This is a genomic window from Micromonospora sp. WMMD812, from assembly GCF_027497215.1.
Classification (GTDB): Bacteria; Actinomycetota; Actinomycetes; order Mycobacteriales; family Micromonosporaceae; genus Micromonospora.
Map to the genome: position 1 here is coordinate 600,074 of NZ_CP114904.1, position 23,741 is coordinate 623,814.

General features: G+C 71.1%; 21 protein-coding genes. 4 read left to right on the forward strand and 17 right to left on the reverse strand.

The features are described 5' to 3' along the window. The 8 genes from fxsT to O7603_RS02705 all read right to left on the reverse strand — a co-directional run bounded on the left by fxsT (window position 1) and on the right by O7603_RS02705 (window position 10,346). Entirely contained in the window at window positions 1–3,876 is a 3,876-nt protein-coding gene (gene fxsT / locus O7603_RS02670; protein WP_281574077.1) for an FxSxx-COOH system tetratricopeptide repeat protein, read from the reverse strand. A 124-nt stretch (window positions 3,877–4,000) separates the two neighbouring features. Next, window positions 4,001–5,509, reverse strand: a complete 1,509-nt coding sequence (locus O7603_RS02675) for a hypothetical protein (RefSeq protein WP_281574078.1) — start codon at window positions 5,507–5,509, stop codon at window positions 4,001–4,003. A 36-nt stretch (window positions 5,510–5,545) separates the two neighbouring features. After that, entirely contained in the window at window positions 5,546–5,980 is a 435-nt protein-coding gene (locus tag O7603_RS02680; RefSeq protein WP_281574079.1) for a hypothetical protein, read from the reverse strand. A 223-nt stretch (window positions 5,981–6,203) separates the two neighbouring features. Next, window positions 6,204–6,545, reverse strand: a complete 342-nt coding sequence (locus O7603_RS02685) for an MmcQ/YjbR family DNA-binding protein (RefSeq protein ID WP_281574080.1) — start codon at window positions 6,543–6,545, stop codon at window positions 6,204–6,206. Window positions 6,546–6,616: 71 nt separating this feature from the next. Continuing rightward, a complete protein-coding gene (locus O7603_RS02690) occupies window positions 6,617–7,480 on the reverse strand; it encodes a cytochrome c oxidase assembly protein (RefSeq protein WP_281574081.1) in 864 nt (287 codons plus the stop codon). Beyond that, on the reverse strand, window positions 7,477–8,016 hold the full coding sequence (locus O7603_RS02695) for a DUF2243 domain-containing protein (protein WP_281574082.1): 540 nt from the start codon (window positions 8,014–8,016) through the stop codon (window positions 7,477–7,479). The genes O7603_RS02690 and O7603_RS02695 overlap by 4 nt, the downstream gene beginning before the upstream one ends. A 229-nt stretch (window positions 8,017–8,245) precedes the next feature. Further along, window positions 8,246–9,433, reverse strand: coding sequence for an elongation factor Tu (gene tuf / locus O7603_RS02700; protein ID WP_281574083.1), 1,188 nt, complete (start codon window positions 9,431–9,433; stop codon window positions 8,246–8,248). 382 nt (window positions 9,434–9,815) lie between these two features. Next, the gene (locus O7603_RS02705) at window positions 9,816–10,346 is read right to left on the reverse strand and encodes a hypothetical protein (protein ID WP_281574084.1); all 531 of its coding nucleotides are present in this window, start codon (window positions 10,344–10,346) and stop codon (window positions 9,816–9,818) included. A gap of 185 nt (window positions 10,347–10,531) precedes the next feature. Between O7603_RS02705 and O7603_RS02710 the strand changes: the two genes are divergently transcribed. Then, window positions 10,532–11,890, forward strand: coding sequence for a BTAD domain-containing putative transcriptional regulator (locus O7603_RS02710; protein WP_281574085.1), 1,359 nt, complete (start codon window positions 10,532–10,534; stop codon window positions 11,888–11,890). Between the two features lie 42 nt (window positions 11,891–11,932). On the opposite strand, the gene O7603_RS02715 is transcribed toward O7603_RS02710, so the two are convergent. The 3 genes from O7603_RS02715 to O7603_RS02725 form a co-directional block, all read right to left on the reverse strand. Further along, complete coding sequence (locus O7603_RS02715) at window positions 11,933–12,430, reverse strand: hypothetical protein (protein ID WP_281574086.1); 498 nt, start codon at window positions 12,428–12,430, stop codon at window positions 11,933–11,935. 184 nt (window positions 12,431–12,614) lie between these two features. After that, a complete protein-coding gene (locus O7603_RS02720; RefSeq protein ID WP_281574087.1) occupies window positions 12,615–13,076 on the reverse strand; it encodes a VOC family protein in 462 nt (153 codons plus the stop codon). Next, on the reverse strand, window positions 13,073–13,660 hold the full coding sequence (locus O7603_RS02725) for a DinB family protein (protein WP_281574088.1): 588 nt from the start codon (window positions 13,658–13,660) through the stop codon (window positions 13,073–13,075). Before O7603_RS02725 ends, O7603_RS02720 begins: the two co-directional genes overlap by 4 nt. 62 nt (window positions 13,661–13,722) lie before the next feature. Here O7603_RS02725 and O7603_RS02730 point away from each other — a divergent pair, with 62 nt between their 5' ends. Beyond that, a complete protein-coding gene (locus O7603_RS02730; protein ID WP_281574089.1) occupies window positions 13,723–14,715 on the forward strand; it encodes a YafY family protein in 993 nt (330 codons plus the stop codon). A 40-nt stretch (window positions 14,716–14,755) separates the two neighbouring features. On the opposite strand, the gene O7603_RS02735 is transcribed toward O7603_RS02730, so the two are convergent. The 5 genes from O7603_RS02735 to O7603_RS02755 all read right to left on the reverse strand — a co-directional run bounded on the left by O7603_RS02735 (window position 14,756) and on the right by O7603_RS02755 (window position 19,507). Continuing rightward, window positions 14,756–15,694 carry an aminoglycoside phosphotransferase family protein gene (locus O7603_RS02735; RefSeq protein ID WP_281574090.1) on the reverse strand — a complete coding sequence of 313 codons (939 nt, stop codon included), beginning with the start codon at window positions 15,692–15,694 and terminating at the stop codon, window positions 14,756–14,758. 151 nt (window positions 15,695–15,845) lie between these two features. Further along, the gene (locus O7603_RS02740) at window positions 15,846–17,594 is read right to left on the reverse strand and encodes a DUF2326 domain-containing protein (protein WP_281574091.1); all 1,749 of its coding nucleotides are present in this window, start codon (window positions 17,592–17,594) and stop codon (window positions 15,846–15,848) included. Next, complete coding sequence (locus O7603_RS02745; RefSeq protein WP_281574092.1) at window positions 17,591–17,809, reverse strand: ABC-three component system middle component 6; 219 nt, start codon at window positions 17,807–17,809, stop codon at window positions 17,591–17,593. The genes O7603_RS02740 and O7603_RS02745 overlap by 4 nt, the downstream gene beginning before the upstream one ends. After that, window positions 17,806–18,591 carry an ABC-three component system protein gene (locus O7603_RS02750; protein WP_281574093.1) on the reverse strand — a complete coding sequence of 262 codons (786 nt, stop codon included), beginning with the start codon at window positions 18,589–18,591 and terminating at the stop codon, window positions 17,806–17,808. Before O7603_RS02750 ends, O7603_RS02745 begins: the two co-directional genes overlap by 4 nt. A gap of 160 nt (window positions 18,592–18,751) precedes the next feature. Further along, window positions 18,752–19,507 carry a dienelactone hydrolase family protein gene (locus O7603_RS02755; RefSeq protein ID WP_281574094.1) on the reverse strand — a complete coding sequence of 252 codons (756 nt, stop codon included), beginning with the start codon at window positions 19,505–19,507 and terminating at the stop codon, window positions 18,752–18,754. Between the two features lie 199 nt (window positions 19,508–19,706). Between O7603_RS02755 and O7603_RS02760 the strand changes: the two genes are divergently transcribed. Together O7603_RS02760 and O7603_RS02765 are read left to right on the forward strand one after the other, a co-directional pair. Further along, window positions 19,707–20,837, forward strand: coding sequence for an endonuclease/exonuclease/phosphatase family protein (locus O7603_RS02760; protein ID WP_281574095.1), 1,131 nt, complete (start codon window positions 19,707–19,709; stop codon window positions 20,835–20,837). A gap of 15 nt (window positions 20,838–20,852) precedes the next feature. Then, window positions 20,853–22,727, forward strand: coding sequence for an EAL domain-containing protein (locus O7603_RS02765; protein ID WP_281574096.1), 1,875 nt, complete (start codon window positions 20,853–20,855; stop codon window positions 22,725–22,727). 303 nt (window positions 22,728–23,030) lie between these two features. Here O7603_RS02765 and O7603_RS02770 read toward each other — a convergent pair whose 3' ends face one another. Further along, window positions 23,031–23,516 carry a carboxymuconolactone decarboxylase family protein gene (locus O7603_RS02770; RefSeq protein WP_281574097.1) on the reverse strand — a complete coding sequence of 162 codons (486 nt, stop codon included), beginning with the start codon at window positions 23,514–23,516 and terminating at the stop codon, window positions 23,031–23,033. Between the last annotated feature and the right edge of the window lie 225 nt (window positions 23,517–23,741).

The following is a 23,741-nucleotide window of genomic DNA, read 5'->3' on the forward strand; positions in this document are numbered from 1 at the left end:
CTACAGCGGCAGCGGGTCGATGTCGCAGTTGGCGCGGACGCCCGCGCCCACCGCGGCGACCGCCGGGTGCCGCACGCCGAGGGTTTGCCGCAGCTGCTCGATGCCCCGATCGAACAGGGCACCCGCCTCCGCCTCACGTCCGAGGTCGCGAAGGTCCATGGCGAGGTTAAGCGCGCACACGAGCGTAGTGGGGTGGCTGCTGCCGAGCATCTGACGACACAGCGCGAGGGTGTCCACGTCCAGGGCCTCGGCCTGCGCGTAGTCGCCGACCTCGTAGTGGTCGCTGGCCAGGTTGATCCGGGCGGCCAGGACGAGGGCGTGCGAGTCGCCGAGCGCCGTCGCGAGGCGTTGCAGCGCCGCCTGGTCGAGTTCCCGGGCCTGGTCGGCCTCGCCCAGCAGGCGCAGCGTCACTGCCAGGTCCACCTGCGCGCCGGCGGTGTGCGGGTGGTCCTCGCCGTACAGTCGGCGCAGCCCCTCCACCGCGACCTCCGCGGCCTCCCGTGCAGCGCGCAGGTCACCGGTCAACCGCTGGTCGATCGAGAACGTCAGCGTGGCCAGAGCGGTGTCGGGGTGGTCGTCGCCGTAGCGGGTGCGGAAACGGCGCAGCACGTCGCTCGATAGGTCAAGGGCGTCGTGGTGGTGCCCCGCCTTGCGTCGGAAGCTCGCCAGCATGTGGCTCTGCCGCAGCAGATCCGGGTGGTCGTCGTACTTCAGCATCCGCCGGGCGGTCGCGACGACGTTCTCCTGGTGCGCGTGGGCCGCGACGTAGTCGCCGAGCTCCCGTCGGTCGAGGTTGATGCCGCCGAAGGTGCTCAGGCTGTCCGGGTGGTCCGTGCCGTAGATCTGCACCAGCCGCTGATAAGTCTGTTCGTCGAGCTGCAGAGCCCGTCCGAACAGGCCGGATAGCCGCATGCTCACCGCAAGGTTGTGCGCGGCGCGCAGCGTGAACGGCTCCTCGTCGCCGAAGTTCTGCTTGGCCCTCTCATACACCGTCAGCGCGCGGTCCAGCGCGCCGGCGAAGTCACCGGCGACCCGGTGATCGGCCGCGACGGCGCCGATGGCGTACAGAGTCTCCTCCTGGTCCTCACCGACGGTCTGCCGGTACAGCTCCAGCGTCTGCGCGTTGAGCGTGGCCGCGGCAGCGTAGTCACCGACGACGAAGTGCATGAAGCCCAACCAGCTCGCCATCCGCAGGCCGTCCGGGTCGGTGCCGTCGGTCGAGGCGGTCCAGGCCCTCCAGGCCCGCTGCGACAGGTCCCGTGCGCCGAGGTGGTCACCCCACCGCCAGAGATACTTCGCCTCGTTGAGCACCATGTCCCGCACGAGTTCGTTGCCGCACTGCTCGGCGCCCGAGGCCACGATGTGTGGATACAGCTCGGCGTAGCGCGGCCAGTGGTCGGCATCGTCGGGCTGGTCGGGGTCGTTGCCCGCGAGCAGCATGTGGGCGCCGTGCCGCATCGCGTCGCGGTCATCCGGGTCCATCTGGTTGATCAGGACGCGTTGGACGAGGCGGTGCATCTGGAACGAGTTCGTCCGGTGGTCGATCCGGGCCAGCGACAGGCGGCCGATCGTGCGGATCGCCCGGTTGAGCCGGATCGGATTACGGACGAGGGGATCCAGGTCGGGGTGGATGCGCAGCGCCCGTGGCTTGGACAGGAGCACCTTGCCGATCGGCTCGGGCGCGAAGAACGCACACACCTGTAGCAACCGCAGGGCGGAGCGGTCCTGCTCGCGGAGCCAGTTGAGCGACACGTTCCACGCCGCGGCGACGAGCTCTGGGTAATCCTGCTGCGCCGTCTCCTCGTCGAGTGCCGGGCGACTGGCGTCGAGCAGTTCGAGGTACTCGTTGGCCGGCATCTGCGTCTCGGCGCGCCAGGCCGCCGCCTGCTCGACAGCCAGCGGAAGATCTCCGAGGGCGGCGGCGAGCCGGTCGGCGTCGTCGACGGCCAGGTCCGGCCCTCGACGGCGGAGCAGCTCGATGCTCTCCCGCCGTTCGAACACGTCGACCGGAAGACTGTTCGCGACCTCCCGCCAAGCGCCGTTGCGGGAGGTGACCACGATGCTGCCCGGGCCGCCCTTGGGGAAGAACCGCTCGACGTCCTCCGGATTTTCCGCATTGTCGAAGATAAGCAACCAGTTCGAGTACGGCCGGCCGATCCGCAGCGCCTCCAGCACCGCCGGCACGGCCGTGTTGGCGGTCGACGGCACCGGCAGGTCCAACCGCGCCGCCAACTCCACCAGCGCGGACTGGATCTGCGCCGGCCGCTCGGCCGGAATCCACCAGATCAGGTCGAAGTCCTGCTGATGGAGGTAGACGTACTCGACGACCAACTGCGACTTGCCCACCCCGCCGGCGCCGTGCAGCGCCTCGGGTAGCACCGCGGTGGTGCCTGCGCGTAGCCGCTGATGCAGGGAGTCGAGCAGGTCACGCCGCCCGGTGAAGTTGGTGTTGCGCAGCGGCAGATTGCCGACAACGGCCGGGAAATGCCCGTCGAGCCGCTGTGCGGACGGCAGGTCGTGGGTTGGCGGACGGCTCGAGATGATGCCCGGTTCGGCGTCCAGCGTGGCGTGCGGTGTGGTGCCGAACGAGACCCCCGAGCCCGGCGAGTTCACTCTGTCAGACATTCCGGACTCCATGGTCCTGTGATCGGTAACGGACGACGGCTGCAGTGTTCGACGCACCTGCCGCGGGATGGGCGAGCCGAGTGCCTGCCCCAGACGCGCCGCCGCGATGAGGTTCGGCCCGCCCAATGAGAGGTGAACTGCCAACTCGACCCGTAGATACGGCTCGGCGGCCGGAGTGACACGCTCGTACGACGCGTTGCGTGGATCCTTGATGCGGAGGGTCAGGTTGCGCACCGCCTCGATGTCGTGTGCGAGTTCGTACTCCACGACGTGCTGAACTTCGACGGTGCGGTCGCGGAACCCGAGCGTCAGGAGCCGCTCGCGGACCCCGTGCACGAACTCGTACCCGATTCGGGTGTCGCCGGCGGCCGCCCCCCGGTACGGCAGGGGCCGCACCAGATCGCTGGTCAACACCTCGGTCAACTGCGCCGGCCCCGACCGCACCACCGTGTGCAGCAGGGCACGGACCACCCGGGCGTTCAGCGGGGCGGCCGCCAGCCGGGTCGCCAGCGTGAACGACGCCGGTGACACGGTGGCCCGGAAACGGGCGACGAGGTCGTGTGCGGTCAGCGAGCGGCCCGGTCGGCGGACGGTCAAGCCCTCGGGCGGCAGCAGCAGCGCCGGCATCCATACGTCGCCTCGCCCGCCCAGCAGCCGGCTCCACCGCTGCAACCAGTCGGTGCCGCGTTCGATGACCGGCACCGCCGTCAGCCGGGCGTCGTCCTGCTCCTCGAGGGGGCGAAGGTCCAGACCGCTCACCCGCCACGACAACCGCGCCGACCCTGAGCCGTCCGGGCTCCAGGTCACCCCGGTCGTCTCCAGGCCCCGCTCACGCCACCGCTGTTGGGGCAGCAGGTGCACCACGGCGACCGTCATGCTGGCCGCCCAAGAGGCGAGAACGGGGTGGACGAGCCCGCTCCGCCAGGCGTCGGACCCGCTGTGAGTCAGCAGGAACACGACGCGTCGCCCGGAGTGATCGATCAGGTCCACCGGCGCGAGGGGGCCGTCGTCCGGCCGACCGGTCACTCGAAGCGCGCCGTCTTCGGCGGCCATCCGCCACACCTCGACAGAGCCGAAGGCAGGTTGGGCGCGCAGCACCGCCACGAACGTCGAGACCTCGTCGGCCCAGAACTCCATCACCGGGTCGTCGTCGACGACCACGACGAGATCCCGGGGGTCACCCGCCGGCTCGAGTCGTGCCCCGTCGGCGGGGCGGCTTGCGGGGGCGGCGGTCACTGACGGCGGATTCATCAGGGACCCGTCGTCGCCGGCACGCGCCACGGCGCCACTCGGCGGTGCTGGCCGACGGTCCTGTCGGTTGTCCGGCGTGGGCGTCGGTCGGCGACGCCGCCCGTCCTGTCGTGGCCGTTGCCGCTCATGCGAGGACCTTTCGCCTGTCCCTCTCGACGGAGACCGCCCCGCCGGGCTGCCGATCCGGATCATCGAACAAGATCACAAAGCCGTGCCCGAGGTGCTGGTCGAGGCCCTTGGGGTCCTCGCTCCACGCCAGTTGTCGCAGCTGCGCGGTACGGTTGGGCAGGTCTCGCACCCCTGCCCCCGACGCCTGATCGCCGACCATCGACGCAACAGTCTGGCACAGGTCCTCTGTGGATGGTGAATGTCGGTGCCACACGATCGCCGGCACCCCGGAGCGCAGCCCGACGAGCAGCTGCCGCTCGCCGACGCTGTCGGTGGTCGGGGATTCGCTGAGCACCAGCACGGCGACGGCTTTCTCGCGTTTGAGAGTCGCTTCCAGCTGGACGTCGGCCTGGTGCGACGCCGCGCAGTGCACCAGCTTCCGTTCGCCACCGCGATCTGCCAGACCCTGCCAGCGGCCGCGCCACACGCGGTGCCACTGGCTGGCGCGGATGCGCTCCAGACTTCGGATCACGAGCGGATATTCGGTGGTCAGGGGACTGGGCATGCGGGAGCCCAGTTCCTTGCGCCAGGTGTCGACCGGCTCGTTCATCAGTTGCCAGGGCAGGACGAACTCGATGGTCACCGCTCCGGCCTGGTCCGCCCACCGGCGCTCGGTCTCGTTGACGACCTGGTCGACGGCCGCCTCCAGCCCCGCGTACGGGACGTGGCGGTCCTCGCCGCGGATCGGCTGCCACACCGGCGACGCCCACTGGTACCAGTGCGACAAGATGTAGGTGTCGTCGTCGCCGCCGTACTTCTCGAACTGGATCAGCAGATAGGCGGTGCCGGTCACCGCGGGCGCGTCCTGCGCCGACCCGTCAACCTGATCAGCGACTCCCCAGTCCTTGGCCATCTGGGTGGTGAGTTCGCGCACCCGAGGCAGCGACGCCTGCGGCACCACCGGTGCCAGCCTCTCCAGCAGCGCGAGCCACGGCGGCACCTCACCATGGGCGTTCGCCGATGCGAGATGTGCGAACAGATCCCAGGCCGTCTCGCACCAGGGTGGGGCAGGGGCCGCGCGGGTCTCGGCGACGAACCGCCGCAGCTCCCGGGTCACCTCGAGCGTGGACAGCAAGCCACGCAACCACGCGACGTCGTAGTCGGAGAAGAGCTCGACGACCTGCCACTCGTCGGCGAGCCGCAGCACCGCGACGGTCTGCTTGCTGCCCGGTTCCAGCAGCTCCAGGCACTCGACGAGGCAGCGCAACCCACCCGGGCGATCCACGCACACCGTCACCAGCTCGACGATCTGGGCCCGTAGCAGCCCCAGCTCCCGGTAGCCCAACGCGCCACCCAGCGCGTGCCCCAACTCCTGAAGCAGCAACTGTCGGCTGTTCGGGTCGCGGATGACCGACGACGCCTCCATGGCGGTCGCGATCTGCCCGACGAGTCGGCGGCGCTCCTCCGCTACAGATGGCGAATAGCGCCGCGGGGCCTCACGCACGGCCCTCATGTGATCGCTCACCAGCGAAACCCGGTCGGGACAACGCGGCCGGCGTCATCAGGAGGGCCCCGAGCTGAACGGGTCGAGCCGCTCCAGCACATCGACCACGTCGGCCGCCTCTCCGGTCACCTCCGCACGCCGCCGCTGCACACCGTCGTCGAAGATCGCCACCACCCTGAGCTGCCCGCCACGACGGCGCAGCAGCGACTGCAGGCCGTACCAACCGGCGGACGAACTGATCCCGACCCCGATCTGCAGCAGCGTGTCGGTCACCAGACCGCGAGACGAGACCAGCTCGTATGCCCCGGCGGCGTGCCAGGTTTCCACCGTCACCCCCGCGGCCTGCAACTCCCGTACCAGATCCGGGGTGGACTCGTCGTAGACCGGTACTCCGTCATCCTCGGCGAACGGCAGGAAGGTCACGTCGACGCCGGGCTGCGGGCCCAGGTCACGGTGGCTGTCCGTGGCGACAATCGAGACCTTTGGTGACATGCGACTATCGTATTAGTGGCGGCAGCGACGATGGCCCCGGCGATGTGTCGCCAACTTGACACATCTCGATCTCATTCAATCTTGACCTGTCGCACCATCGCGCTTGCAAAGGGCGGTGCCGCGCCGATCTGCGTCGCAGGCGACGCGCCCGCCGGTGAGCAGTGGGGAGTCGACGAGGGACGCCGGCGTCGCCACCTGAGGGCGGACGCCTCGTCGGGGGGTATCAGCGGCCGTCGTACTCGGCGACGAGGCGCTTGGGCGCCCGGTTGCGCCAGGCGTGCTCGATCAGCTCCTGCATGCGCTCCTTGCTGACCCTGGCCAGGTCGACACGGAGGCCGACGAAGATCCGGCCCTGCCGCCACACCTCCTCGTAGATGTCCGGCTGATCCGTGGCCGCCGCCGTGGCCTCCGCCTGCCCGACACACACGATGGCGTGCGCGTCGCCCTTCTCGAGATGGGCGAGGAGTCGGTCCGCGACGCGGAAGCCGGGCAGCCGGAAGTGTGGCTGCTCCACGACGTCCGGCAGCGCCATCGCGTAGCTGCGGATATCGGCCAGCACGATCATGGATGGGCTCCTCGTCGTCCTCTGGTCGTCGAACCAGCCTGACGTTAGGCCATGCGCGGGCGTTTCCGCAGTCAGCGTGGCGTCGCGGCGGGTGGACGCTGATCGCCGGCCGCAGCGGCGCCGGCAGCACCTCCCGCAGCGCCTGCCGCCGGCGTGTGCCCATGGCGGGCTCGGCGCTGGGGCCTCCAGTCGGTGAGCAGCGCCAGAGCGAGCAGGAGTTCGGCCATGTCGCCGCCGTAGTACATCAGGGTGGCGGCGCCCCGCAGTTCGTCGGCGGGCGCGGGGATCTGTACCAACAGTCCGGCGTACATGAGTTGGGCGAGCGCCGCGTGAGCGGCGATGGCCATGCCGAGGACGAGGATGCGGGCGCCGACGGATGGCCGCCGGGGGGCGGGGTCGCGGCCGGCGATGACCCAGGCGAAGAGGTAGCCGGCCGCCAGGAAGTGCAGATGTACGAGGTCGTGCAACAGCGGGTTGCTGACCGTGGCGGTGTACAGGGGGGTGAGGTACAGCGCGGCGAGGCCGCCGATGTTGAGCGCCAGGGCGGTTACCGGATGGGCGACCAGGTGCGCGGGCCGGCTGCGCAGGACCCGGCCGATGGCCCGGCCCTGGCGCGGTGCCAGCGACCGCAGGAGAAGCGTGATAGGCGCGCCGAGCATGAGCGCCATCGGGGCGACCATCCCGATGATGAGATGTTGGAGCATGTGCCCGCGCAGGTCACCCGCGGGAAACGGCGCGGCTTGCGGGACGAGGGCCGCGCAGAGCAGTGCGGTCCCGGTGAGAAAGCTGAGGGTCCGTCGGTGGCTCCACCGCCGCCGGTGGCGCTGCTGCCCCAGCGCGAGCAGCAGGTAGGCGCAGGCGGCGACCGCCAGGACGACGAGGGGCAGGACTGGCGCGCCGACGTGGGTGCCGTCGGTGCCGTGCGCGATGATCATGCTCGGGTGGGGACCCCGGAGTCGGTGGCGCACAGGTCGAGAGACCGGCTGCCACGCTGCAACAGCCATCCACCGAGCACGAGCAGTGCGCCGAGGATCAGGAAGCCGATGTCCCAGGCGGTCTGGCCCGGGCCGGTGCGCACATGGTGGATGCCGAGGATGTGGTGATCCACAATTCCCTCGACGAGGTTGAACAGGCCCCAGCCGACAAGCATCCAACCCCAGAGCGCGCGTGAGGCCCAGACCCGGCCGCGAGAACGGGTGACTCGGGAGTACAGCAACCAGAGTCCGGTCAGAACCGCGAGCCAGGTGACGGCGTGGAAGATGCCGTCCCACACGGTGTTGACCTTCAAGCCGTGCACGGTGTCGGCCGGGTAGTACCTGACGCCGATATGGTCGCTGTCGGTGCTGGTCAGCATGTGATGCCACTGCAGGATCTGGTGCAGCAGGATCCCGTCGACGAACCCGCCCAGCCCGACCCCCAGGACGATGCCGGGCAGGGTGAGGCTCAGGCCCTCCCTCTTGGTGCCTGCCATGCCGACCTCCAGCCGGACCTGTGGAAGCGGCGGTGCCGTCGGCGCGCCGGCCGAAGCCGCCAGGGGGTGGACGTTTCCAGGTCACCGTAGCCCAAAGCGGACGAAGTCGCCGTCGATCTCGTCGGAGCCCTGCGCCCGTGGACGGTGCTGACGACGGCCGCGCGGGCGCGGAAGGGCCGTCGTACGGGGAGGGGCCACTTGTTTGGGGCAAGGGGCCCCTCCCCGTACCTCAGTCGAGCAGTTCGGTCACCGTGCCGGCGGCCACCGTGCGGCCGCCCTCGCGGACCGCGAAGCCGAGCCCGACGTCCATCGCGATCGGCTTGCCCAGCTCCACCGACAGGTCGACGGTGTCGCCGGGCAGGACCATCGTCACCTCGCCCAGGTCGACCGACCCGACCACGTCGGTCGTGCGGAAGTAGAACTGCGGCCGGTAGTTGGCGAAGAACGGCGTATGGCGCCCGCCTTCGGCGGTGGTCAGCGCGTAGAGCCTGGCCCGGAACCGCCGGTGCGGCGTCACGCTGCCCGGCAGCGCCACCACCTGACCCCGCTGTACCTGGTCGCGCTTGACCCCCCGCAGCAGTACGGCGGCGTTGTCCCCGGCCTCGGCGGTCGCCAACGACTTGCCGAAGGTCTCCAACCCCGTCGCCACCGTCGACAGCGTCGGGCCGAGACCGACCACCTCCACCGGGTCGCCGACCCGCAGGACGCCCCGCTCGATCGCGCCGGTCACCACCGTCCCCCGCCCGGAGATCGTCAACACGTTCTCGATCGGCATCAGGAACGGCTCGCCGAGCTCGCGGGCCGGCACCGGGACGTACCGGTCGACGGCGTCGAGCAGCTCCACGACGGAGGACACCCAGCGCGGGTCGCCCTCGAGGGCCCGCAGCGCCGACACCCGAACGACAGGCACCTCGTCGCCGGGGAACCCGTACTCGGACACCAGCTCGCGGACCTCGAGCTCGACCAGGTCGAGCAGCTCCGGGTCCTCCACCGCGTCGGCCTTGTTCATCGCCACCACCAGGTAGGGCACGCCGACCCGCCGAGCGAGCAACACGTGCTCGCGGGTCTGCGGCATCGCCCCGTCGAGCGCGGAGACGACGAGGATCGCACCGTCGACCTGTGCCGCCCCCGTGATCATGTTCTTCACGAAGTCGGCGTGGCCGGGCATGTCCACGTGGGCATAGTGCCGGGTCGCGGTCTCGTACTCGACATGCGCGATGTTGATGGTGATGCCGCGCGCCACCTCCTCCGGCGCCCGGTCGATGCCGTCGAAGGACACGAACCGGTTGACGGAGGGGTCGCGGTCGGCGAGGACCTTCGTGATGGCGGCGGTCAGGGTCGTCTTGCCGTGGTCGACGTGACCCATCGTGCCGATGTTGAGGTGCGGCTTCGCGCGCACGAACTGGCTCTTGGCCATAATAAGACTCCACAGTGGAGAAAAAAATGGCGGTCGACGAACGCGGGCGGGTGCAACCCCGCGAGATACCGCGCCAGAACCGCACGTCACGGCGCGCCCGCGAGGGCGGCGCCGGAGCACCGGGCCACCCTCCTCCGTGGTTCTGCCGGAGCGGGAGGAGGGTCAGCCTCGGGTATCAGCCAGCCACGCGCACACGTCGGCGGGGCCCGGCAGGTGGATACCTGCGGGCCGCACAGCGCCGACGGTGCCGAACATGGCCATCACGCTAGCCTCGAACGTCCGGTGGGTCGACGGATATTCCCCCACGGAGTCCCACGCGACGAAGTCGGCGCCCGTGAGGCCGCGCTATGTGGTGTGGTCGTGCAAACGGGACGACTCTGCGCTAGTCGACGTCGGCGCAGACGTTGTGCGTCGTGCCGTGGACCATCGTGATGGTCTTGTGGACGAGCGTGGGATCGAACTCCACGACGAAGACGCCGTCGACGATCCAGATACCGCGTGGCAGTGAGCCGGCGTTCTCCCGGAAGCCGAGCAGCACCGGCCCGGTCACGTACCAGGTCATCGCGCCATCAGGGGCGTACTCCACCAGCGAGGTCCCGCTCGCGTCGACTCTGGTGACGGCCCCGGTCGCAAGGTTCGTCACCTCGTCGATGAGTGCGCCCGTGTACAGCTCGCGCCGGGGTGAGCCGTTCGGGTATTCCGCCAGCACGAGCTTGCGGACCTCGTCCACGACGGGCTGAACGCGGACGGGAAAGTCGCACCGCGCTCCGGCCGGCTGCTCGAACGCCTCCTGCGGCGCGGGCACCCAGCCGCCGTGCCTGTCGCCATTGGCGAGGGCGGGGTTGGCGATGGAGACGCTTGCGACGACCACGGTCGCGGTCAGGATCGATCCGATCTTGCTTTTCCAGTTCATTGCTGACTCCGCTTCGTCGGCGGTCGGACCTGACGAGCATCACCAACTCCGTTGACCACGTCCTCACCGCGTGACGGCACGAAGCCCGCTCGGCGGCAGCTGCCGCGACGTCGTCGACCACCGGGCTCACCAATGCCTCACCAGTTCCGGCGACCTATCGTGGGCGCGGAGGAGGAACAGCTGACATGGAGTTTCGACTGCTCGGTCCGTTCGAAGCCCGCCACCGGGGTCAGCTCGTTGACCTGAGCAGCCGGCGGCAGGAGCGGTGCATACTGGCGGTCCTTCTGCTCGACGTGGGCCACCTGGTCAGCATCGATCGCCTCATCGACCTGCTCTGGAACGGCCGCCCGCCCGCGTCGGCGCGTGGCGCGGTGCACACCTACATCGGACGGCTCCGCGCGGGGCTGGCGCCCTACGGGGCACGAATCCGCACCGGCGGCGACGGTTACCTGATGGAGCAGGACGATCACCACGTCGACGTCGACGAGTTCAGCCAGCTCGCTTACCAGGCGAGCGCTGCCACGGACCCTGCGCAGCGGGTGCGGCTGCTCGACCAGGCGCTTGCCCTCTGGCGCGGCCCATTGCTCGCTGACACCGCCGATTGGGAGCTGCGTGAACGGCTGGAGGGTCCGCTCGAGGAGCTCCGGCTCACCGGCCTCGAACTACGGGCCGAGGCGCAGCTCGCGCTCGGCCGGCACCCCCGGGTGATCACCGAGCTGACGCCGCTGGTCACCCAGCATCCGACCCGGGAACGGCTCGTCGCCACCCTGATGACCGGGCTGTACCGGGGCGGGCGGCAGGCTGACGCGCTGCAGCTCTACCGGAGCACTCGGCAGACACTGGTGGACGATTTCGGGATCGAGCCGGGTGTGCGCCTGCGTGAGGCGCACCGGCGAATCCTCCGCGACGACCAGGGGCTCGACCGACCGGGCCGGCCGATCTACGAGGTGCGGGTCCGCGACGAGAGCCTGCCGTGGAGCGTCGGCGGGCACCCGGCGCTGGAGTTCTGCAACACCTTCGCCGGTTGGGGACACGAACCGCCGTTGCCCGGCTCGGAGTGGCTCCGCGAGTACCGCACGCTGGCCGTGTGGACGGGCCATGTCGGACTGGTCGACGACGCGGCCGTGAGTCGCCTGACGGCACTCGCCCGGCGCGACCCGGACACCGCCACCGAAGTGCTCAACGAGGCCCGCGCCCTACGCGCCCGCATGTATGCCTGTCTGACCAGCAACCCGGACGACCGACAGGCGTTCGACGACGTGGCACGGTACGCCGAGGCCGCCGCCAAGACGCTGGTGTTTCGACGGGACACCAACGGCGGCGGACGGTGGTGGCCAAGCATCAGCGCCGGCCTTCGGCTGCCTCTCCATGCAGCCGCATGGAGCGCCGCCGAGCTCCTGGCCGATCCGCGGCGGGTGACCATCCGGGTCTGCCCCGACGAACGGTGTGGGTGGCTGTTCCTCGACGAGGCGGGCATGCGTCGCTGGTGCAGCCTCGCCACTTGCGGCCGGTCCCTGGGCGAGGCGCCCTGCCCGAGCGCCTGATGGCCCCGGAGGAACTGCCCTACGACGAGCCGGAGCTGACGGTCAGTCCGTGTCCAGCGGCAGCTCGACCGGCTCGGCGGTCGCGCCGGCGGGCGCGGAGTGCTGCGGCGCGGCGCGGGCCGGCAACCGCGAGTGCCGGTGGTTGCGCACGGCGACCTCGCAGGTGACGAGGTGGATCGGCGCGGGCGGTGCGGCGAACGGCCCCGGACCCCAGCGGACCCAGAGCGCGACCCGGCCCGCGTCCGCCTCGGCGAGCAGCTTCTCGACGGTGCGCCGGCGGTCGGTGTGGTCCACCTCGACGACGATCGGACGGCCGGCGGGACGGGCGAAGGCGACATCCACCACCGAGTGCCGATCCTGGTACGGGGCGGGTAGCGGGACGACGCTCGCGGCGCGTCGGTACACCCGGAAGCCGTGGGCCTCCCCCCACGCGGCGACCGCCTCGACGAGGAGCGTGGTGACGTCGCGGGTCGACCGGTCCACGAACGTGAGCCGGCTCAGGTGCGCCGTCAGCGAGGCGGCGAGCGCGTCGTCGTTCACGACTCGCTCCGGTCGCCGCGCGGAACGGGCACCACGGCGCGCGTGAGGTCCGGTGGTGTGCTCAACAGCTCGGTCCGGACCACGCCTGCACGGTAATCGGCCGCGCGGGACGGCGGATCGGTGCCCTCCTCCCGGGCCGGGGCCGGATCGACCCCGGCGCCGAGCGAGTTGTCCGGGCGAAGGGTCAGTCGAGGCAGAACTCGTTGCCCTCGGGGTCGGTCATCACGATCCATCCGGTGCTCATCGGGGGAGCGGGCTCGTGGCGACGTACCCGCGTCGCCCCCCGCGCGACGAGCCGATCGCACTCGGCCTCCAGCGCCGCCATCCGCTCCTCGCCCTGCAGTCCGGGAGCCGCACGGACGTCGAGGTGGACGCGGTTCTTGGCGACCTTGTCCTCCGGCACCTGCTGGAAGAACAGCCGGGGGCCGTGCCCGTCCGGGTCCTCGATGGCCGACCTCGTGTTGCGCTGCTCCTCCGGTACGCCGATCCGCGCGAGGTAGTCGTCCCACGCCGCCAGCGGGTCGGTGCCCTCGGGCAGGTCGACTCCGGGCGGCCCGGGGTGGACGTAGCCCAGCACGTCACGCCAGAAGGTCGACAGCGCCCGCGGGTCGTGGGCGTCGAAGGTGACCTGGATGTGGCGGCTCATCGCGTTGCTCCGTTCGTCGCGGGTTTCGTGTGCAGGTAGAGATCGCGCAGCAGGCAGACCTCGGACAGATGGTGGATCAGCTCGCGGTGGATGTGCAGCACCAGATCGGCCATGGGCGCGTCGGGGTAGGGCTCCTTCGCGCCGACCGGGACCCGCAACCCGGCCTCGCCGAGGCCGCGGACGCCGGCCAGCCAGACGTCGAGTTGGGTCGCGAGCTGGTCGAGCGCGGTGGCCGCGCCGCCGGCGTACTCCCAGGTCTCGTACGACGCCGCCGGCGCGCCGAAGTGCGCCGCGTTGCGCGCGGCGAGCACGCCGACGACGACGTGACCGAGTCGCCACGCGATCGTGGTGAAGGCCGCCGGATCGGGCGCGGGGAAGGCGTAGTCGATGGTGAAGTCCCCGGCGCCGGCCTGCACGGGCGCCGTCGAGCTGCCGCGTGGCCGCACGCTCCAGGCGTCCGGCACCGGCGACCAGAAGTACTCGTCGTCGGTGAGACCGTCGAGTCGGGCCCGGAGCTGATGGTTCCAGTGGAACTCCCACTGCTCGCGCAGCGTCCGGTTCCAGTCGAGTTCGTCCGCATCCATGCCGCCTACCCTGACACCCCTAGCGGACAGCGTCGGTCCGCTATCTCTGGCAGGGTGGTGACATGGCCGTGCCGCGCGGTGCCGACCGGGACACGACGGAGCGGGTGCTCACCCTGCTCGGGCTGCTGCAGCAGCGCCACGTCTGGACCGGCCCCGAGCTCGCCGACCGGCTCGGGGTCACTGCGCGCACGATTCGGCGCGACGTCGAGCGGCTGCGCACGCTCGGCTATCCGGTTCACGCCAGCCACGGTGTCGGCGGCGGCTACCAGCTCGGCCCGGGACAACGGCTGCCGCCGCTGCTCCTCGACGACGAGGAGGCGATCGCCACCGCGGTCTCGCTGCTCGCCGGCGCCGGGGGCGCGGTCGCCGGCGCCGGCGACGCCGCACTCCGGGCGCTGACCAAGCTCGACCGGGTGCTGCCCACCCGGCTGCGGCACGATGTGCGCGCGCTCGCCGGCTCGGTGGAGTCCTTCGGCGGAGGGCGCGCACCGGTCGACCCCGAGGTGCTCACGACGCTGGCCAGAGCCTGCCGCGACGAGGTCGAGACCGGCTTCGACTACCCGTCGGGGAGGGAGGTACGACGGCGACGGGTCGAGCCCTACCGCCTGGTCGCCTCCGACCGCCGCTGGTACCTCCTCGCCTACGACCTCGACCGCGACGACTGGCGCAGCTTCCGCGTCGACCGGATGACGGACGTGTCCGCCCGGACCTGGCGCTTCCGCCCGCGGACGGCGCCCGACGCGGCGACGTACGTGCAGCAGGGTGTGGCCAGCCGGGCCTACCCGCACCAGGCGCGCTTCCTCGTGCACGCGTCGGCCGACACGGTACGCGCACAGATTCCGGCGTCGGCGGCCGTCGTGCAGCCGCGGGGGAGTGAGCGCTGCGAGGTGCTCAGTGGCGGCGGCACCCTCGACTTCGTGCTCATGCACGTGCTCCTGCTCGGGCACGACTTCGAGGTGCTCGATCCTCCGGAGCTCGTGACGCGCTGTCGTGAGCTGGCGGAGAGACTGCTGTCGGCCGGAGCGGGGATCCCACCGGTCCGCGACAAGGAATGACTCGCCGATCGGTCGGTCGCGGCCCGGCCGCCTGCTCGACTCAGCCCAGCAGCGCCCGTACGACGTCCGGCCGGTTCAGCGCGGCGACGCACCAGGCGAAGTGACCGTCCTCGCCATCGGCGTCGTACGCGTTCGCGGTGATCACCGAGTACGCCGCGCGGTACACGAGGAGCGCATCGCGCTCGTAGCCCAGGCGCTCCTCGATCTGCGCGTGGAGTCCGAGCTCGGTCTCCAGGGCGGACCTCCCGTACATGTCGAAGATCGACGCTGCCACGGCGGCGTCGAACACCGGGTCGCCCTCGGTCGTGAGGAACCCCCAGTCGAGGACCGCGGCCGGTCTGCCGGCGCCGTCCACGAGGATGTTCGCGGGAATCAGGTCGCCGTGGATGACGGAGCGGCGGCCGCTGTCGATCTCGCGGAGGCGGCCGCGTAGCGCGTCGACCTTCTTGTCGAGGTTCTCCACGGCCGGGTCGAGCACGCGCCTGAAGCGGGCGACGCGCCGGGCGGCCAACGCGGCGAGCGCGGCCGGGAAGTCGTCGGCCGCGTCGTACAGCGCAACGTCGTCGTCCAGGACCGAGAGGGCTCGCGCCTCGGGCAGCGGCCCGCTCCCCGCCAGGTCGGACAGCACGTCGACGACGGTGCGACGCGCCTCGTCGAGGGTGCGGTGACCCGCCGCCAGCTGGTCGGTCATGGTGGTGCCGGCCAGGCGCCGCTCGATCGTGACGCACCGGCCCTCCCGCAGGTGAATGTCGAGGATCCGGGGGACGGCGAAGTCGAAGGGTTTGCCGGCCAGGGCGTCGTAGAACGTCGTGGTCCGCACCAGGGACGTCTCCGACCCGCTGAACCAGACCTTGGCGACCAGGTCGTGGTCGACCTCGTAGACGAGCCCCTCCATCCCTTGACCGAGCAGTCGGGGCTCCACGCCGCCGGTCCACCGGTCCAGGAGCCGGGTCGCCTCGTCCGGGTTGGGCCGGTTCACCCGGCAACCTTTTCCGGGATCGCCGGGTGGGGCTCGCGCGATGCAGGAGTGCTCACGACGCGACAACCTACGTGATCCGACGATTCGCCACGACCGCGACCAGCCGGCGACGCGGCCGACGGCGGGTGCCGGGCGGCCGGGGCTGTCACGTTCAGAACGACTGGCCGAACAGGGCGCCGCTGGGGTCGGCGTCGGTGAGTCGCAGCACGATACGGCTGTCCAGATCCACGCCGAGCGCGCTCAGCTCCTCCTCCGGCAGGACGTCAGAGTTGATCATGGCGACGTACTGGAAGTTCCGGGTGGTGCTCTGCCCGGCGGCCACGGACAGCGCCCGCGCCACCTGCCGGTCCTCCGCGCGCTCGAAGACCGCGCTGTCGTGGATGAGCAGCCCCGGAGTGTTCGGCCGATCCGCCCAGATCGTGGCGAGCGTGAGGTCGTACGCGAACACGTGCAGCCGGTCGGTGCCGGGGCCGGCCTCCGGCCGGCTCCTGGTCCGAAACGCGTACCCGGCGTCGGTGACGTCGATCACCAGGTCACCCGGTTCACCGAAGAGCGCCTGGGTGATGCGCGCGAACGTCGCGACGGCGCCGGTCCACTGTTCTCGGCGTTCGTAGTGGTCGACGAAGGTCTGGTGCCGCAGGATCTGCCGCTGGGTGCGCAGTTTCTCGAGGTCGGTGCGGAGCCGGCGGATGTCCTCCGCCCGCCGGTCCAGGGTCTCCAGCCGGCTGCTCAACTGTCCGAACCGCGCCTGCAGTTCGGCGAGGTCGTCGAGGGCGCCGCCCGACGTGAGCAGGCGTAGGGCCTGCTGCTGCTCCTCCTCCAAGTGCCGGAGCTGGGTCTGCGCCGCGGCGTTCGTGGTGCGCAGGCGGGTCATCTCCACCTGGAGGTAGTCGCGCCGGTTGCGGGTGATGGTCCGATGGAACTCCAGCACCTCGTCCAGCGACCGCCGGGTGGTGTCGGGTAGGGCCACTCCCACCTCGGCGTAGAGCGCGACGACGTCGGCGACATCGACCTCGGGCTGGGCGGAGACGCGTTCGGCGTACAGGGCGAGCAGGTTCTCGGTCAGGGTGATCTCGGAGATCAGCTCCTTGATCTCGCTCGTGACGACGTCGAGGCGCTGCTGCGCCTCGCGGTACTGCGGGAGGACCCGGAAGTCGGCGATCGAGCGGCGCAGCTCGGCGAGGTCCGCCGCGACCCGGATCCGTTCCGACTCCAGTTCGCCGAGCCCGCCCTCCATCCGCTCGACGGACTGCTCGGAGCGGTCGGCGAGCATCCGCAGGGCGGACTCGTCGTTCTTGAGCTGCTGCCAGCTCGCCACGGTTCGCCAGTTCAGCCCGAGCAGGAAGGCGTTGTTGAGCTGCACCTGCCACGCCTTCTGCTCGGCAGCGATGCGGAACGGATCGGTGAACGCGCCGGGTCCGGTTCGGGCCGAGTACGCGAAGAGCGATCGGAAGCCGGGAGCGTACTTGGTCGGCCGGTCGGCGTTGAGGCCGTAGCAGTGGACCCCGAGGTAGGCCCGCCACTCGCTGAGCCGCAGCAGCCGGGAGCCGTCCGGGTCCGGCACACCGGGCGGCTCGTCGCCCAGCTCGCCCTGGACCCGGATCTCATTCGGACGGCGGAGGCCCCGCGTCACCTGCACCTGCTGGCCGTCGAGCTCCAGGTCGAGGGTGAACGCCCAGGCGTCGTCCAGCGCCTTGACGTGCATCAGGTTCTGCCCGACGCCCAGGCTCGCGCCCAGGCAGTAGTTCACGATCTCGACGAGGCTGGTCTTGCCCAGCCCTCGCCGGGGAGTGCCCGGCGTGCCTTCGACGACCCGGTCGGCGACCACCAGGTTGAAGCCGGGGTTGAGGCGTACCTCGCGGAAGCCCGGGAGATTGGCGGAGATCCGGCGGATCCTCATCGTGACCACCGCAGCACGCCGCCGCCACCGCTGTCCACCACGCCGACCGTGAAGAGCAGATCCAGGGCCAGCACGAACCGCTCGTACGTCATGTCGGCCTGCGCGGCCGCCCACAGGTCGGAGACCGTCGTGGCGGAACCGCGTACCCGGATCAGGGTGGCGGCCTGGGCGAGCAACGAGTGCTCGAGACCGACGTACTTGTCGGGAAGGATCATGCCGCCTCCTCGAACACGTCGCACAGGCCGAACAGGTGGGCGAGGACGGCGAGCCCGGCCGCCTGGCGTGGCAGGTCTCCCGCCTCGCCGCCGGCGAACTCGCTCAGTGCCACGAACAGACTGTCACCCCGCAGCCCCTCGTCCCAGAGGCGCTCGTACTCGCTGACGAAGGCGCGCCGGAGGTTGCCCGGGAAGCGGTGGTCGACGTGGGCGGCCATCCGCTGGAGGTAATCGGCGACGAGCGGGCTCTGCGCCATGCCGATGGTCAGTCGCAGGCGGGACGGGTCGCCGAGGTCGTTGCGGCGCAGCTTCTCCTCCGCCGGCACGGCACGCAGCGCGGACGACGGCATCGGACGGCCCTGCACCAGGTGCCGGCACACCACGTCGAGTTCGGCGCTGGTGACCCGGACCATCGCGGCGGTGAGCCGGTCGTGGACCCACTTCTCCAATCGCGCCTTGTAGGCGACCAGGACCTCCACCGGGTAGCGGTCCGGGTGGTCGTCGACGAGCTTGTGGTGGGTCGGGCAGAGCAGCATGAGATTCGGGTACGCGTTGCGCGCCGTCACGCTGAGGGTCGGGTCGGCGCGGGGCCCGTCGTCGGCGGCGCCCCGGATGTGGGCGATGTTGGTCAGGTTCACGGGATCGTTCACGTCGTGCCGCCGGTCGACGAGCAGCATGCGACACCCCGGGAACGCGCAGCATCCGCCCGACAGGGCGAAGAGCACCTTGAGCGTCCGGAGAGAGTAGTTGCGTCGCGTGCCGACGGTCTGACCGCGTGCCATGAGTCAAACGTAGGCGGGCGACTACGTGGAGTGGTCACCCCATGATCTAGATGACGGGAAGTTCATCGAGGATTTCCCTGCCCGGTCATCGGGGCTGGCCGGGACGTCACCGATCCAGCACAAACCGTGACCGTTCTCGAACGATCCGCGTCGGCGCCGGTCACCCGGTACGGGCTGGTCGCGGCGATCGTTCCACGGCGGGCTGACCGGCACGCAGATGCCGGTCGAAGAACTCGATGATCCGCCGGCGGGCATCCTCGGCCGACGTCCGGTGGTAGCCGCCGCCGAGCACCCGCATCATCACCTTGTTGACCACCGGCCGGTTCGCCTCGATGTGGTCGCTGAGGAAGCCGTGCCCGGCGCCGGGATAGACCCGCACGTCGTGCGCGATGCCGTTGGCGGCCAGCCCGCGGCGCAACCGGCCCGGCGCGGCCTGCAACGGGTAGTCCCGCCCGCCGAAGCTGCCGACCACCGGGCAGGCCCCGGCGAGCAGCCGCTCCGCGTCGCGGGGCACCTGTCCGTAGTTGACGCTCGACGCCGCGAACCCGCCACCCGGCGCCAGCAGCAGGGCGAATCCACCACCGAGGCAGAAGCCGATCACCCCGACGACGCCGGTGCACCGCTCCTGCCGGACCAGCCAGCGGCGGACCGTCTCGATGTCACCGAACACCCGTCCCCGGCGGGTCAGCAGCGAGCGCACCGCCGCCCGGACACAGACCCCGCGGTCGGCCCACCCGAACAGGTCCGGCGCCACCGCCAGGTAGCCCGCCTCGGCGAGCCAGTCCGCCTCCATCCGCAGCCCGTCCGTCATGCCGAGGATGTCGTGCAGCACCACCACCCCGGGCCACGGCCCGTCCCCGGCCGGCACCGCCAGGTACGCCGGCAGTTCGCCGGTGGCGATCCGTACCTCGGCCATGCTGTCGTCCCCTCACCTGTCCGTGGCAGCGACATGGTGCCCATGCTGAGGCGCTCGGCGACCCGCCCCCGGCTCCCAGGCTAGGAAGTGCGGCGTCGCCCCGCGGGCGTTTCGGCAAGCGGTCACACGACTCACCCCGGCGCCGGCCTTGCGGCCGTCGGCGAGGCTGGGTTGGGCACGGGGTCGGGGAGGGGACCGGATGCGGATCGCCTGCTACAACGTGGAGAACTTGTTCAATCGCGCCCGGGCGCTGGACCAGCGGACCTGGTCCGCCGGTCGGCCGTTGCTGGAGGCGTACGAGCGGATCTGCGTGCTGCTGGAGGAGCCGGAATACACCCCGGCCGTCAAGGCCGAGGTGCTCCGCCTGCTGCGCCGGCTCGGGCTGCTCCGGGGAGACATTGCCCGGTTCGCTCGGCTGCGCCAGAACCGGGGGCGGTTGCTGAAGCGCGCCCGGTCGACCGGCGTGGTCGAGGTGGTGGCCGGGGGGCGGGCGGACTGGATCGGCTGGGTGGAGTTGACCACGGACCGGGTGGACGAGCGGGGCATGCTCAACACCGCGCGGGTGATCAACGACGTCGGGGCCGACCTGCTCGGCGTGGTCGAGGCGGAGAACCGGCTGGCGCTGAAGCGGTTCGCCGAGGCGAGCCTCACGGCGGCCGACCGGCCCCGCTACCCGCAGGTGATGGTCATCGACGGCAACGACGAACGCGGGATCAACGTCGGCGTACTGGCCACCGGCGACTTTCCGCTCCTCGGTCAGCGCAGCCACGTCGACGACACCGACGCGGTCGGCCGGATCTTCAGCCGGGACTGTCCGGAGTTCCATTTCGGCACACCCGGCGGTGGTCGGCTGGTGCTGCTGGTCAACCACCTCAAGAGCAAGGGGTACGGCGGCAAGGTCGCCTCCGACGCGATCCGCCGACGGCAGGCACAGCGGGTCGCCGACATCTACCGGGGACTGGCCGCCGACGGGCTGGCCGAGGTGGTGGTGGTCGGCGACCTCAACGACACGCCGGCGAGCGAGCCGCTCGCGCCCCTGCTGGCGGAGACCGACTTGCGGGACATCTCGGACCACCCGACCTTCGACGATGCCGGCCGGCCCGGCACCTACGGCTACTGCACCGCTCGCAACAAGATCGACTATGTGCTCCTCTCGCCGTCCCTCTACGCGCGGGTCACCGGCGGCGGGATCTTCCGTACCGGGGTGTGGGGTGGCCGGCGGGGCACGCTGTGGCCGATCTACGACACGATGACCCGGGCGGTGCACGCCGGCTCGGACCACGCCGCGATCTGGGCCGACGTCGCGCTCTCCGGCGAGCGCCCGGGCTGACCGCTGGTGGACGCGGTGCCTGAACGAGAGCTGACCGGCCGGCCAACGGCGAGATTACGCCTTGTGCGGTCCGGCGGATCGTCGATGATGGACAGCGTGACAGTGGCCGCGGCCGCGAGGCCGCCCGACGTCGTCGGGCCGCTCGCACGGCCGGTCGCTGTCGTCGACGCCGACGTGCGCTGCGCCGAGCTGGACCTACGTTTCCGTGCCGACCCCGCACTGGCGTGCGTCGCCGTCCGCTACCTCGACGGCGGCGTCGGTCTGATCGGCCGGGACCGGTTCGCGCAGCTCATGTCCGGCCCGTTCGGCTACGGCCGGGCGCTGTGGGAGAAGACGCCGGTCGGGCACACGGCAGACCCGGAACCGATGATCGTCGACGAGCTCGCTCCCGTCGTCGACGTGTGCGAGCAGCTCGGCCGTCGCGGGCGGGTGCGCCGGTACGACGATGTTCTGGTCCGTCAATCCGGCGGACAGCTCGCGCGGGTGTCGGCGGCACGACTCTACGAGGCTCTCGCTGATCTCATGGCCTACCAGGCCGTCCGTGACCCGCTCAGCGGACTGGCGAATCGGGCGCGGTTCCGGAACAGGCTGGGCGCTGCCTGCCGCGCCACCGACTCCGCGGGCGTCGCCGTGGTGTTCATCGACCTGGACCGGATGAAGGAGGTCAACGACACGCTGGGGCACAACCTGGGTGATCGGCTCATCGTCTCCGCCGCACACCGCCTGGCGGCCGCGGCCTACGACCACGAGGTCGTCGCGCGGCTCGGTGGTGACGAGTTCGCGGTGCTGACCCGCATCGCCGGCGGTTTCCCGCCGAACCTGTCGGCGGTCGCGCTCGGTGAGCGGTTTCGCCAGGCGATCGCGAGGCCCGACCCGGCACTGCCTCCGGGCGCGCACAGCGTGGCCAGCGTCGGCGTCGCGGTCGGCGCCGCCGGAGTCGACCCGGACACGCTGCTCCGAGAGGCTGACCTGGCGATGTACCGGGCGAAGCAGGCCGGTGGCGACAAGGTCCGCATCGCTCTGCACGTCGACGCGCAGCTCGCCCCGCGCCCGGCTGCCGGCGACGGCATCCTCGCCGCCGTGGAACGCGGCGAACTCCGCCTGTTCTACCAACCGATCATCGGCGTCAACGACGGACGGGTCTGGTCGGTCGAGGCGCTCGTCCGCTGGCAGCACCCACAACATGGGCTGCTCACCCCCGACCGGTTCCTCGCGGACGTGCGTCGAGCCCGGCAACTGCCGACGCTGGACCGGTGGGTGCTCGACCGCGCCTGCGCCGACCTCGCCACCTGGGACGCCATCCTCGGCCACCGCGCGCCGCGATATGTCAACGTGAACCTCACCGCTGACACGCTCGGGGCGGTCGATCTCGCCGGTCAGGTGCTCGGCGCGTTGGGCCGCGTCGGACTCGCCCGAGACCGCCTGCGGTTGGAACTGCCCGAGTCGGCCGACCTCGCGCAGCTGCAGGAGGCCGTCCAACAGCTGCGCGAACTGCGCGACCACGGCGTCGGCATCGTGCTCGACGACATGGGTGCCGGCTCGGCGACGCTCCGCCACCTGTCGGTCCTGCCGGTCACCGGCATCAAGATCGACCGCTCGTTCGTCGCCGGCATGCTGGAGAGCCGCAACGATCATGCCGTCGTCAAGCTGCTCGGCGACCTCGGCCGCAGCGTCGGGATCGACGTGACGGCGGAGGGCATCGAAGTCGGTGAGCAGCTCGACTGGTTGCGGCACCTCCAGGTGCCGTACGCGCAGGGCTACCTGCTTGGCATGCCGGCGCCCGCCGAGCATCTCACCGCGCTGTTGAGCACCGGTCGACCTCAGGGCGTGGCGAGGATGCCGCTCGATCGGCCCGAACGCCACGCCGAGGCGGGCAGCCACCGCGGCTAGGACGGCCAGGTGGCGCTCCGGTCCACCGCGTCAGGTCGCCGGCCGCCTTCGGGTGAGAGTCGCCGCGAGCAGCACCGCCGCGAGAAGCTGGGCGCCGCCCAGCACACCGACCAGTAGCGGCAGCGGGTAGGTCCCGGTACCAAAGAGTTCACCGGGATGGACGTGGCGGTCAAGGAGGCCCGGCCGCTGTTCGCCCAGATCGTCGGCGACCGTCGGGCGATCCTGGGGAAGGTCGGTCGGCCGATAACGAGCGCCGGCCCGGCCCAGGTCGACATCCTGGGCCGGGCCGGATTCGACCGCTGGTCAGTTGACCATCGCGGCGAACATGCCGGGCTCGTAGGAACCGCCCCGCTGGTGCACGATCACGGCGAGCCGGTTGGCCGCGTTGATCAGGGCGATCAGGGCGACCAGGGCGGCGACCTGATCGTCGTCGTAGTGCTCGCGTACCTGGGCCCAGGTCTCGTCGGAGACGCCCTGGTGGGCGTCGGCGAGCCGGGTGCCCTCCTCGGCGAGCGCCAGCGCGGCCCGCTCGGCCTCGGTGAACACGGTGGACTCGCGCCAGGCGGCGACCAGGTTGAGCCGGACCGAGGTCTCGCCGGCGGCCGCGGCCTCCTTGGTGTGCATGTCGATGCACCAACCGCAGCCGTTGATCTGGCTGGCGCGCAGCGACACCAGCTCCTGCGTGGAGGGCGGCAGCGGCGACTGGTGGATCACCAGGCCGGCGTTGGCGAACCGCTTGGCGAACCTGACGGCGATGTCGTTGCCGAACATGTTGAATCGAGCGTCCATGACCTCGTCCTCACTCGTGGCGTTTGCGCTGGACGACCACGAGATGCCGGCGACTCGGTCGCTGTGACAGCGCGGTCACGTGGCGCGCGCCACAGCAGATCGCCTCGGGGACACCCGCCGCGCCGCTGCCCACGACGTCACCTCGTCATCACGCGGTTCGGCGCCGGACGACAGGGATTGGCTACCGTTCCGGTGTCACAGAACGGCGGAGCCCGGCATCTGATG